We start from the raw sequence: 13,042 nt of genomic DNA, 5'->3' as shown, positions 1-13,042 counted from the left end.
TGCTGAACTCTGAGAAGACTCATTCTCAGCTTCGTCAATTGCCAAAACTGTAAACGAATACGTAGTCGAACCACCAAGACCCGTTACTGAATATACTGTCCCAGTTACCTGAGTTATCTCACTGCCATCTTGATAAACCTTATAACCCGTTACACCAACATTGTCAGTCGATGCGCTCCAATTCAATTCAACACCTGTTACCGTAACATTAGAACTGGAAAGTCCTAAAGGTGCCGATGGAGCTTCTGTGTCCGCAGGTGAAAGTGTAGTCACGGATACTGCTGAACTCTGAGAAGACTCATTCTCAGCTTCGTCAATTGATGATACCGCAAAAATATATTCAGTATTAGGAGTTAAACCAACAATCTCTTCAATTGTATCTTTAATTTTTTCTATTAATTTATCTCCATTACTATATAAATTATAAAAAACTTCTCCCTTATCATCAAATGAGCTGTCCCATTGTAAAATAATAGTATCCGTATCATAATCTAACACTACTAAATTAGTAGGTAAGGTCGGAGTTAAGTCAAATAAATCTTGGTCAGCTTTACAGCTAAATAAAAATAGAAATACACTTAGAAAATGAAGTAGTTTACGCATAATAGGCAGCGAAAGTAATAAAGATTATTGTTTTAGACCTCTAAATTTTCAATCTAACATAAAGTCTATCACATTTTCCATCAATTGTACGAAATTCAATTCTATATATTTATTTTACAAGTGCCCCATGCTGGTATAAAAACTAGTTCCTCTATCTGGCCGCTCCCATAACTGTGCTATGATTCTAGTATAGTCATAAGAATTAGGACCCGTATCCGAAACTCTTAAAAGCTCATGAAAAGTACTGTTCAAATAACCTCCCTCCCAATAATACCATTCTTCATTGTCGTTCCGAGGAAAAGTAATACCGCTGCTTAATTCGCTATTTATATTTTAAAATTGTAACGGTAGCCTCAAAATTATTAGTTGTATAATTAGGGCTATTATTAACACTACAACCCATACTATTCTCGGCATACCAATCCTAAAGTCCTTGCCCATTCCCAGAAATCGTAGTGGCCGTGCTATGCTCATGCGCGTCACTCGCCGCATGATTGAAAATAAAATTACCTCCTTGTTCCGCATGACCCCTCACACTAGTTCTTTGGGTTGCGTTCAAAAAATCTCCAGAGGTATTTGAAAAAAAGTATAATGCCATATTGATTTAGGTTCGAATGTAAATTGAATTCGCTACCATCAGTATCGGTAACGATATCAAAGTCTTCATTATTAGCTATTAGCTACACTTTCAATACAATGATTAAACCCAGCGGTTTTTGTAAAACCAAAACTTTTGATTTATTGGTTATTATAATTGTTGTTACTGAATTTGATTTTCTCCGTACAGATTCACTTCCTTGAGCATCTATTGCCGAAAAGGCAAAAAAAATAAGTAATACAAACACTAAGCCTAGTTGCCATATGAAGTTTCCTAATTTGCGCCATCTCAGTGCCATCTCAATGCCATCTCAGTGCCATCTCAGTGCCATCTAGATATATCTTATACCCAGTTACGCCGAAATTATCTATTGAAGGCCTCCCAAGAAAGATTAACGGAAGCCGACGTAATCTTAGAACTGGAAAGACTCTCAGAAATTGATGGTGATTCCGTATCAAGCGCCAGAGTTATCCTCACTATTTTGTCTGCACTAAATTCAGACTCCATAGCACTACTTCATATTGAGGATACATTTGTGACATATTTGCTATCTGGCATCAAATCGGAAATTTTTGCTAAAGTATCGGTAACCGATTCTATTAGATTTGAATTTATATATACATTATATCCAGAAACAATTTTAGATTTTTCCGAATTCGTCCATTCAAGACCGAATGAATGAGATATAACCTCGACTGCCCTTAAATTTACTGGTGCCAAAAGTAACGCCTCGAATTCATCCAATACATTAGCATCATTTTACAAGACAGAAAAACGTTGGCTTTTTTATAATTAAATGGAATTAAAGTATGTACGTCTCAAAAGCACTTTTGTTTCATTTAGAATTCAAAAACCATGATTGAGCATACCCTATAATTAATTTGCCAACTCCGTCATATATTTCTTAGGTGTAGTACCGTATTTCTTACGAAACGCGGCAATAAAATGGCTAGAGGTGCTGTACCCTATTCGCAATCCAATTTCGTTTACGTTATATTGCCCAGAATCTAGTAATCTACGTGCATACTCCATCTTGTAATCAAACAAAAAGCTATAAACCGAATCGCCATAGATCTGTTTAAACCCTTCTTTTAAACGCTTTAAACTGAGCCCTACTTCTTGTGCTAATTCGTTCAGGGAAGGAGGCTCAGCCATATTGGCGATTATTAGTTCCTTGGCGCGTCGTATGCGCTTTACATTATCCTCATCTACCAAAAATGGACACTGCTCTAAGTCGGCATCGGTACTTTTATTAAAATAGAGCGAGATAAGCTCGTACACTTTTCCCTTTATGTATAATTTTTTAATAGTAGGGTGCAAATTGTAGTTAATCATTTGACTCAATACCACAGCAATCGCAGGAGTAACCATCTCCTGAGCGTAATACTTCTTTTCTTTATTCTCTGTATTTAAAAAAGGAATATAGCTGGCTTCTTCGGAAAATAGGGAATGAAACCTACGTATAGTCATCACTACCGAAACCATCCACGAACCAGGTACCAAAGAAAGATTTAATGGTAAATCTTGTTTGGTGTTATAAAGTAATAACGAGTTCTCCTCAGAAACATCGAGTGTATAATTGCCATCATTGAACAAAAAAGTTCCGTTACCTTTTAGACAAAAGTGAAATTGGATGTATCGTTTATTAATTTCTCTCTTTATTTGGACATTACTAACCGTATCGTTCTGAATTTTAAGCACATAAAATCCGTCATCGACCAAAATTTCATCAAATGAACCTATAGCGACATTTTTTAATTTCATTCCCAAGTGTTTTAGATGTATTCTATTTAGATTCTTTCTAAATAATAAGATTTAAAAACCTATTACCACCCATAAAAATAGGGTATTTCATCCCAAATATAATAAATTATGCCTAAAAATACTTTAATCGATATTAATTGTTCCTCTAGCGTTACTTTTATAAAAAGCTTGCTTCTATTTTTGTAACGCTTTATGGAGGACTACCACATTTCCGAACACAATTCCTTTTACACCATCGGCCTTAACTACAAAAAGGCGGATGAAGCAGTGCGTGGTAAATTTAGTCTTAGTGAAGCAGGGATAACACAACTGCTAACTACGGCAAAAGAACAAGGCCTAGATGGTCTTTTGGCTACCTCTACCTGCAACCGCACAGAACTTCATGGTTTTGTGCAACATCCTTATCAGCTTGTCAAGCTTCTTTGCGACCATTCCAATGGCACGGTAGAAGAATTTCAAGATATCGCATATATATACAAAAACAATGAAGCTATAGGTCATTTGTTTAGGGTAGGTACTGGTCTAGACAGTCAAATCCTTGGCGATTTTGAAATTATAAGTCAAATAAAACAAAGTTTTAATCGCTCTAAAAACTTAGGTATTGCCAATCCGTTTTTGGAACGTTTGTGCAACGCGGTCATACAAGCAAGCAAGCGTATAAAGAATGAAACTGAGATTTCTTCAGGAGCTACATCGGTAGCTTTTGCATCCGTACAATACATAATGAAAAATGTATCAGATATCGCGGAAAAAAATATTTTGCTCTTCGGTACAGGAAAAATTGGACGTAATACCTGCGAAAACCTTATCAAGCATACCAAAAACCCACATATTACCCTTATCAACCGCACCAAGGAAAAAGCGGTTAAAGTAGGTGGAAAATTTAATTTAACCGTTAAGGATTATGGTGACCTACAGGCAGAAATACGAAAGACGGATATTTTGGTTGTAGCCACTGGGGCACAAAAACCAACCGTATCAAAGGAACTCATACATACTAAGAAACCGTTGTTGATACTAGACCTATCCGTTCCGAAAAATGTGGACGAAGAAGTATCTAAATTAGAACATGTAACCGTAGTTTATCTTGACCAACTCTCACAAATGACAGATGAGACCTTGGAGCGCAGAAAACAGTTTATCCCCGAAGCAGAAGTAATTATAGAAGAAGCAAAGGTCGATTTTACCCAATGGTTAGAAACACGAAAATTTGCCCCAGTTATTAAGGCATTGAAAATGAAGTTAAACACCATGAAGGTAGAGGAGCTTGACTATCAATCCAAAAAAACAAGCGGCTTTAATCCTGAACACGCAGAAATCATATCTGACCGCATTATTCAAAAAATTACAAAACAGTTCGCAAACCACCTAAAAGACGAAAACGTAGACTCTGATTCCAGTTTAGAGCTTATCCAAAAAGTTTTTCAAATACAACTGGATTAAAAATGAGTAGAACCATAAGAATAGGTACACGCGACAGTGAATTGGCGCTATGGCAGGCCAACACAGTAAAAGATCAATTAAAAGCACTTGGTCATAAGGTACAAATCATAAAGGTAAAATCTACGGGGGATCTTATTTTAGACAAGCCCTTGTACGAATTAGGCATTACCGGTATTTTCACAAAAACCTTGGATGTTGCCATGCTCAACGGAGATGTAGACATTGCCGTGCATTCTATGAAGGATGTTCCCACGGCACTACCAAAAGGAATTGTGCAAGCCGCCGTACTCAAACGTTCGAATTATTTAGACATCTTAGCCTTCCATGACAATGAAGAGTTTCTAGGGCAGCGGGAAGGCGTAATAGCAACCGGAAGCCTTAGAAGGAAAGCACAATGGCTTAATCGATATCCTACCCATACTGTTGTAGGCCTTAGGGGAAACATAAACAGTAGGTTAGAAAAACTGAACAATAGCGATTGGAACGCAGCTATTTTTGCTGCTGCCGGACTAGAACGTATAGGTCTAGAACCAAAGAATACGCTCGGACTTACATGGATGCTTCCTGCGCCAGCACAAGGAGCTATCATGGTCGTAGCCATGGAAAACGATGAAGAAGTGCGCGAAATCTGTGCACAACTGAATGATGAGGAAACCGATACCTGCACACGCTTAGAACGCGATTTCCTAAAAGAATTGGAAGGTGGATGCTCTGCACCCATTGGCGCTCTAGCGTATATAAATAACGAAAATGTAGTAACCCTAAAAGGGGTGCTATTAACAGCGGACGGCTCCAAAAAACTGGAAGCTGAGTTAACCGCTCCTTTAGGCAAACACGAAAGCTTAGGTTTCGATTGTGCAAAAAGTATTCTTAGTCGTGGTGGGAAACGTCTCATGAACGAGTTATCCAAAAGTGGACTAAAAACACAGGTGTTTTCTACCAAAAAACTAACGGACGTACAACTACAAAGGTTTGCTACTTCAATCCGTGTAGATTCGGAAGATTTCATAAAAATAAGTCCAAATCGCGTTTCACCATTGGTGCTTAAAACAAAAGTCAAAAACGCCATATTCACCAGTAAAAATGCTGTTGAAGGACTATTGACAAATGTGAGCGCAAATGAATTGGATTTTGACAATATCTATTGTATAGGCCGTAAAACAAGGCGACTTATACAGAAAAGAATAGGAAAAGTAACGCACTTTGAGAACACTGCAGCTGACTTGGCCAACTATTTAGTAGAATACATTGAAGGTACAGAAGCCACACACTTTTGTGGAAACCTTAGTTTGGACGAAATTCCAAAAACCTTGGAAGCTTCTAATATTACGGTAAACAGTGTTGAGACGTATAAAACAAAACTGTCTGGCCAAGAAATAGATGACGCGGTGGAAGGCGTATGCTTTTTTAGTCCGTCAGGTATCGAAAGTTATTTACACAACAATACCCCAAATAAAGTCGCGTATTGTATCGGAGAAACAACTGCAAAGGAAGCAAGAAAGCATTTTAACAGGGTTGAAATAGCGAAGATTCCCGATGTGGAAAGTGTTATTGATTTGGTAAACGAGAACTATAAAGAATAAACTTCGTTTCGAGAAGCGCAGCTGTTATTCAAAAGTATCCAAGATTGTTGCGTAATTAAATTGCGCTAACCCAAATCTATAATCCTCGCATGCAGCAATAACAATAACCTATTATGATTAAGAACGATTTATTCCTAAGAGCACTAAAGGGCGAAACTGTTGAAAGACCACCTGTTTGGATGATGCGACAAGCCGGTCGTTATTTGCCTGAGTTTATGGAAATTAAGGCGAAATATGATTTTTTTACCCGCTGCCAAACTCCAGAATTGGCTTCAGAAATTACGGTACAGCCTATTAGACGCTACGGTATGGATGCCGCCATTCTTTTCAGCGATATCCTCGTGATTCCGCAAGCTATGAATATTGAGGTGGAAATGAGACCTAACTTTGGACCCTATTTACCAAACCCTATACGTTCGCAAAAAGATTTAGATTCCGTTATAGTACCAGATGTGAATGATGCTTTAGGCTATGTTATGGAAGCTATAAAAGCTACCAAAGAAAAACTAAACGATGACATTCCGCTTATAGGTTTTGCAGGTTCACCTTGGACTATACTATGCTACTGTGTGCAAGGGCAAGGCAGTAAAAACTTTGATAAAGCCAAGGAACTTTGTTTTACCCAACCCGTTGTGGCACATGAACTTTTGCAAAAAATAACGGATACTACCATTGCTTATTTAAAGGCAAAAGTAAAAGCGGGTGTAAATGCAGTACAAGTTTTCGATTCATGGGGAGGTATGTTATCTCCGGTTGATTATCAAGAGTTCTCTTGGAAATACATACAGCAGATTATTGATGCTTTAAAAGAGGAAACACCCGTAATCGTCTTTGGAAAAGGCTGCTGGTTTGCGTTGGGCGATATGGCCAAATCTGGTGCATCTGCTCTAGGTGTTGACTGGACCTGTTCTGCACGTAATGCACGTTATCTTTCTGGAGGAAAAATTACACTACAAGGTAACTTTGACCCTTCTCGTTTATTATCGCCTCCAGCGGAAATCAAAAAAATGGTAACGCAAATGATACATGAATTTGGAAAAGACCAATACGTTGTAAATCTTGGTCATGGTATTCTACCCAATATCCCTGTTGAAAATGCTAGAGCTTTTGTTGAAGCTGTTAAGGAGTATAAACCTTTGTAGAGTAAAAATTTGTGATATTAGATTTGAGACTGGATTGTTCACTTTTGGAAAATTGATATTAATAAGTTCTTTTATTTCATTTTTTAGGAAAGTATAGTTTTGGGTGTTTGTTGCTGCATTTGCTTACTCCTTATTTTCTCACCGGTGCAACAACTCTCGACATAAAGAAACACTATTAATTCCTTTGGTTAACTAGAACTAATAGTGCTGGAAAATTATACTACTTTAATCGCTAATTAGAATCTAATAATGAGAAAAACAACCATCATACTTTCTTCCCTCATCTTAATTTCTTGTGCTACCAAAAATATCGACACGGATAAAATTAATAATTTAGACTATTTTGTGCCAGTTGCTTTTATCAACTTAACAAGTAAATAAAATAGCACCATCGTGAATGACTCGATTTCTCAATTAGTTTCACATCGATTAGACTCTATCATCTATGAATATTCTGATAGATTTAGAATCAGGAAAAAGCTTTAAATAAGCGACCAGCTGGCACAAAAATCTTTTGAAAATGAAGTTGCTAATTTAATTTTTGAAAATTTTATAAATAAAAAACCTGAAAATCATAGTCCAGCTCCCACAATAGATTCATTACTTCGAGTTAATAACTCAAAGTTTACGATGATAAATGTCGTTACTGGATTTCAGAGAACGAAAAAAATTATCGCAATCAGGCTCTTAAAATTCTAGCTGTAAGGGTTTTGACCCTTGGAAATGCTATGCCAATTTATTCTAAAAATAGCATTACAACTTACACATTGATTTTCGAGTCAAAAGGGGAGAAAATAGTATTTGAAAACAAAACAGATTTAAATGAAGAAAAGCCCTCAAAACCAAGCGTTTTGCGTTCTGAGTTAATAAGAACATTTAGAAATTATTATTTTTAAAAAATCTTTTGCCAATAACTGAATTTATAACGCCTCACCTGCTGGTGCGAGCGTCACGCTCGTAAACTCACAAGGGGAATAAAACTTGAAGGACCCTTAACAATAAGAAATACGCTGCCCACAAAACGTTAAGCTCCTTACCGCATTATACAATCCAAAGGACATTGCTTACCCTTACCTACAACTTCGTATTCCAACGGGGATGTAATAAGTTTCGCTATGTGACACGGATTAAGAACCTATTCAATAATCTCATAAGACATATTACTTTGACCTACAGCGCCTTTGGCAATGGAAATGCCTTCGCATATGACCAGTACCTGCCCTACAATATCACCATTAAAAAAATTTATCTCGGCGTTTCCTTTGGTATCGGTTATAATATTTGGCACCCAATGTATTAATTTTCTTAGGTCGGGGACACCGGAATCTTCATCCTCACTGTCATAGGCCGGGCTATAAAATTCTCGTTTAGGGGAAAACTCTGTGGCAGTGTCCATGGTTAGATTCGTTTTTCCAGGAAAAGCCCCGAAAAGCCCTTTGCCCGAATAGGTGTAGATAGCCAAAATTGCAGAACGCTGAGGGGCGTAAATAATGAGAGATTGCGGAAAAGTGGCTAACCAATACCGAACGGCAGCCTTTGGTGCGTTCTTTAAGAGCTCTACACTTTTTACCGCTTCAATTGGGATATCTGGCACCAACTTATAATTCTCAAATAATACCGGCATACCATCCACTAAAATGTAGGTAAAATCCGCACCCGGTATGGTGGCTTCCAAATAACCCGGTAAATTGCCTACTCGTCTTACGGAAATGTCATCACGAAAATTAAATTGCAACCATTTAAATAGGATTCCTGTCCAATTTTCCGCTTTAGCCATCAATTCTTTATTTTCAACTACCGCATCTGGCATTCCATGCAGGTTTTTCATTTCTTCACGTTCTGGGGTCATTTTATAATCACTTACAACTACTTCATTTAATTCAATGATATTTGGTAAAAGGTAGGAGTCAATAGCTATATCTTTTTCAATTCTCTCGTATACCGTTTTTTCTACAATACTATCTACAGGCGAGATGATAAAGTCTGTTTTATATTCTATTTTGGGAATATCCGTAGTTGTGATTTTTACCTCAAACGTACCGTTGGTTCTAACCGAGGAAACAGGTTCAATTACAAACTTTTTTCCATCGCCATAACTATCTTCAAGATTAAAATTAAAGTATCCAGTGCTATCGATTTCTTGATTAAATACCCTCGGTTTTGTTCCAAAGGTTATCAATGCAACATCGAATTTCTCGTCTTGTAAGCGTTTACTTTTTTTTCTTCGTTGTACACCGCTTATAGAACCCGTTAAGGCTAGTCCTCTTTCAGGTTCAACTACTTTTGATTTTTTTGCTTCGTCATACTTATAATTTGTCCAGCCTTGGGTAAGCATCAAAAAATCAAGTTGTTCCATTTGTTTCTCATTTTCAAAATAATAAGAGGGATTCTCGATTTCCCCTCTAATATCCGACTCTAGCATAAAATAGGAAAGTATATTCCTTTTATCGGGGTTCGTTGCATTGAAGTAGTCTTTATTAACCGCAATTAAAGATACTGAAGCAGGTACCGGTCTATTTCCTTTTAGGGTGCGAACCCTCACTATTACGCTGTCACGCGTTGCATATTCTAGTTTATCGGTTTCAATTTCTATGTTAAGATTTTCATTGGGCTTATGATTGTAAAAATGGCGTTCTGTAATAGGTTTATGTTCAGAATCGTATACAGTGGCTCTTATTATTCCGTTTGGTAACTCACTTTTTTTGAAGGAATAACTAAAGTTGCCATCGTTTAGTTTGGCGTTAAGTTTAAGGATACGCTTTCCTCGATGATAGAGTTGCAAGTAAACGGTTTCTGACTTAGTTGGCTTAGCATTTATTACCAAAAGTTTTAATGAGACCTAGAAATAATTCGCATGACCATACCTTGGGTTTTGGCTGCTGGAATGGGGTGTCTATACATGCTACTATCGTCTAAGCGTATCATGCCGAAATAGCTTTTCCCGGCTTCAGGAAGTACTACTGTTTTGCCCAAACCCATATGGTTGCTTTCAAAGGTGGATACCTCATTATTGTCTTGGTCAATAATCGTACCTTTTACTTTTTCTCCCTTGCCCTTATAGTTAAGATATTTAAAACCAACGGTGCTTTTTATACCATTCACTAGATGACCGCCTTCTGGGAAAAAATCTAAGGCCCCTATGTTATTGTCGATAATAATGGATTTAGAGTAGCTCTTGCGTTCAGTTTTTAATGTATAATTAATAATGTTCACGTCACTTGGTACGTTGTATTCTATAAAGACAGGAGCTTCTTTTTTTTGTTTTATTTCTATAGAATCTTTACCATCCTTCCAGTTCAGATACAGTATTGTCTCTATCTTATTTTGATCCTCTAATTCGTTTGGAAATAACAATGAAGAAATGGAAATGGTCTCATTGTTCAGGTCTTTCGTTATGGTAACATCGCGAATAGGGTTTACTCTATCTTCCTGTCTTTTAAAATGGAAAACGTCTATATATGTAGAAAAGATAAAATCATTACCAAAGTTCTTGTTCCATGCGGTATAGGCCCTAATCAGATATTTCCCTTCGGAATAAGAAGGATGAAGCTGAATATAGCTTTCGGCTGTTCCGTTTTCTAATTTCAATAGCTTACTGTCTACTATTTGTTCGTCAATAGGATTTATTAATTCCACATGTAGCACGCTACTTATGGCTGTAGGGGAGTTGTCAAACGCATTCATTACAATAGCTCTAAACCAAACTATCTCTGAAGTATTAAATGCCCTTCCTGTAAATTGCAAGTAGATTTTTTCTGCATCAACGGCATTCGCTGTACCTAAATCATCTTGCGCTATAGTTTCCTGAGCATTACACCATGTAAAACCAACAAAAAGAAGAATGAAACTAAATTTGTTCAAGGGCAAAAAGATTATAGATTGAAAGATGAAGTTACAAAAGTTGAGAATTAAAATTACCAGTGCAATTTTATAATTTAGGGTTACCACTCTAAAAATGTATTTATAGAGCTGCATACTTTTATCTCATTTGAAAAGTAATTGCAGTTATGATGATTATATTGGCATGGTATTTTAGGGTACTTTAAGCCTCCTAAAGATATAGAACCGCTATTTCTAATTGATATACTACTCACCGTTTTTTCAACATGTAATCCGTAAAATCTCTGATATTAGTCACTACTCATTCGCGCCAAATAGGGATGCTAACGTAGCTACTATTAAAACCACATGACTTTTAAAGTATCTTTGGCATACCCGGCAAGAAATATGGTTTAGTACAAATGAAAATATTGTCCGTTTGGGGTCAACTCATAAAGTGTGAACCCGATGTCTATATCTTTTTTTTATCCTTGTAATTGTGCTCCCCACTAGTGTGAGCGTCACCCTACGGATAGCGCAAGAGTAATAAAACTTGAATAAGCCTCAACAGCAAGAGATACTCTACCTACAAAAACATTAAACTCCTTGCCGCATTACGCAGCCCACAATACATTGCTTTCATATTTGTTCAGTACCTTTATTTGGGTTTTAGAATAATAGTACGGCACATTAAAACAACTTCAATGAAGAAAGAACCATCAGAATTAACGGATTAAGAACTCTTTGATGCAGATAAAAAAATTAAATCAAGTCCTATTACAGATGCGGTACTTATCGGTTTTTTGATTGGGATTGTCGTATTCAGCGTTGTAAAGAATACGTGGGGCTTGGTCACCTTACTTCCTTTGTTTTTAATATACATATTCCTTAAAAAGGGCAAAAACAAGAAAGCTTTGCAAGAAGAATTAAAAAAGCGAAAATTGCAGTAGAACCCCCATTTCCGCTAACTTGATTTGAAATAGATACATCAGAAAGCAATCAAACAACACCCATGACCTTTAATCTAAACGGTTTCGAAATTTCGCCCATCCAAGAAAAGGATGCATGGTGGCTTTGTAACTTTATGGTCGCCAATCGTGAGCGCTTTAAGAACGATTTTCCAGGCACCCTAAAACAGACCTTAAATCCCACCTTATCCGAACTATTCGTTCAACAAAAAACAAAACAGTTTGCTTCCGGAGAAGAATATCTATTTACCATAAAGGAAGATGAACATAGGAATATTTTTGGATTGATCTATATAAAAGAACTTCATGTAAAAAAAGGCCAGGCGGAACTGGCGTATTACATTGGTTACGAATATAAAGGTAAAGGGCATACCACGCATTTTATAAACCAAATTATTCCTTGGACCTTTGACTACCTTGGTTTGAATACGCTACAAATCATTGCACACAAAGACAACAACGGCAGTACTCGAATTGCCGAGAAACTTGGCTTTACATGGCAGAACTCCCTTAAAAATGAGTATAAACGCTACAATGACACTGTAGTGAATATGGAACTTTATAAAAAATACCGTGTGGCACTATGAAGTTTTGGACTACGCTAAAAAGCGTAAATTCCAATAGTTTGCTGCAGCTAATCGTCCTAGCCCTTAAAAATCCCCTATTCCTTTATCCAACGTTTCTGGCCACTATAACCTGTATGCGCATAGCCACATTGCATTACGGTAGGGAACACTACAAAAATACACCTGCCAACGCTTTTAGGCATGCCTTTTGGAACTACCTCATCGCACATAATTGTTCAAAATGGGGCAGCAGCCAATCGAAAACACTGCAATGGACCAAAACCATTACCGATTGGCACGAAAACGCTTTTCCCAATAGGGAACTGCCGCGTGCAATGGACTTTCATAATAATGAAATAGGCAGAAACATATATATTCATAATTCTTCACAACCCTTAAAAGTAGCTATCCGACTACTATTGAATAAGACGCAAAATGCAATTCAAATACGAAATATTAAAGACGTATCTAAGGTCACAGACCTACTGGTTTATATAGCTCCTTCTGCAAAAGTAATAGCATAATATGTTTTCACTCTAGTGCCACAATAATATTA

Annotated in this window: 11 protein-coding genes; 5 read left to right on the top strand and 6 right to left on the bottom strand. The window is 37.0% G+C overall.

The features are described from left to right. From Q360_RS27115 to Q360_RS0108425, 4 genes are all read right to left on the bottom strand, one after another. On the bottom strand, nucleotides 1–603 hold a 603-nt coding region (locus Q360_RS27115; RefSeq protein ID WP_027076698.1), incomplete at its 3' end, for a fibronectin type III domain-containing protein. Nucleotides 604–1,027: 424 nt separating this feature from the next. Then, on the bottom strand, nucleotides 1,028–1,201 hold the full coding sequence (locus Q360_RS25730; protein WP_156950059.1) for a hypothetical protein: 174 nt from the start codon (nucleotides 1,199–1,201) through the stop codon (nucleotides 1,028–1,030). 516 nt (nucleotides 1,202–1,717) lie between these two features. Continuing rightward, entirely contained in the window at nucleotides 1,718–1,921 is a 204-nt protein-coding gene (locus Q360_RS27410; RefSeq protein WP_394331943.1) for a fibronectin type III domain-containing protein, read from the bottom strand. A 156-nt stretch (nucleotides 1,922–2,077) separates the two neighbouring features. Further along, entirely contained in the window at nucleotides 2,078–2,965 is an 888-nt protein-coding gene (locus Q360_RS0108425; protein WP_036195442.1) for a helix-turn-helix domain-containing protein, read from the bottom strand. Between the two features lie 192 nt (nucleotides 2,966–3,157). Between Q360_RS0108425 and hemA the strand changes: the two genes are divergently transcribed. From hemA to hemE, 3 genes are all read left to right on the top strand, one after another. Further along, complete coding sequence (gene hemA, locus Q360_RS0108420; RefSeq protein ID WP_027076694.1) at nucleotides 3,158–4,408, top strand: glutamyl-tRNA reductase; 1,251 nt, start codon at nucleotides 3,158–3,160, stop codon at nucleotides 4,406–4,408. 2 nt (nucleotides 4,409–4,410) lie between these two features. Continuing rightward, nucleotides 4,411–5,991 (top strand): hydroxymethylbilane synthase, encoded by a 1,581-nt coding sequence (hemC, locus tag Q360_RS0108415; RefSeq protein WP_027076693.1) that lies wholly within the window; start codon nucleotides 4,411–4,413, stop codon nucleotides 5,989–5,991. Nucleotides 5,992–6,104: 113 nt separating this feature from the next. Then, nucleotides 6,105–7,133, top strand: a complete 1,029-nt coding sequence (gene hemE / locus Q360_RS0108410) for a uroporphyrinogen decarboxylase (protein WP_027076692.1) — start codon at nucleotides 6,105–6,107, stop codon at nucleotides 7,131–7,133. A gap of 1,135 nt (nucleotides 7,134–8,268) precedes the next feature. Here the strand turns inward: hemE and Q360_RS0108395 are convergent. Then, complete coding sequence (locus Q360_RS0108395; protein ID WP_156950057.1) at nucleotides 8,269–9,915, bottom strand: hypothetical protein; 1,647 nt, start codon at nucleotides 9,913–9,915, stop codon at nucleotides 8,269–8,271. A gap of 47 nt (nucleotides 9,916–9,962) precedes the next feature. Further along, nucleotides 9,963–10,994 (bottom strand): hypothetical protein, encoded by a 1,032-nt coding sequence (locus tag Q360_RS0108390; protein WP_156950056.1) that lies wholly within the window; start codon nucleotides 10,992–10,994, stop codon nucleotides 9,963–9,965. Between the two features lie 970 nt (nucleotides 10,995–11,964). Between Q360_RS0108390 and Q360_RS0108385 the strand changes: the two genes are divergently transcribed. Together Q360_RS0108385 and Q360_RS22815 are read left to right on the top strand one after the other, a co-directional pair. Next, nucleotides 11,965–12,507: a GNAT family N-acetyltransferase gene (locus Q360_RS0108385; RefSeq protein WP_027076689.1), complete on the top strand. Its 543-nt coding sequence runs from the start codon at nucleotides 11,965–11,967 to the stop codon at nucleotides 12,505–12,507. Next, on the top strand, nucleotides 12,504–13,010 hold the full coding sequence (locus Q360_RS22815) for a DUF6973 domain-containing protein (RefSeq protein ID WP_051554637.1): 507 nt from the start codon (nucleotides 12,504–12,506) through the stop codon (nucleotides 13,008–13,010). Before Q360_RS0108385 ends, Q360_RS22815 begins: the two co-directional genes overlap by 4 nt. The last annotated feature ends 32 nt before the right edge of the window (nucleotides 13,011–13,042 follow it).

The sequence above is a fragment of the Maribacter antarcticus DSM 21422 genome (assembly GCF_000621125.1).
Taxonomy (GTDB): Bacteria; Bacteroidota; Bacteroidia; order Flavobacteriales; family Flavobacteriaceae; genus Maribacter; species Maribacter antarcticus.
This window is presented reverse-complemented; position numbering and strand designations above follow the sequence as displayed.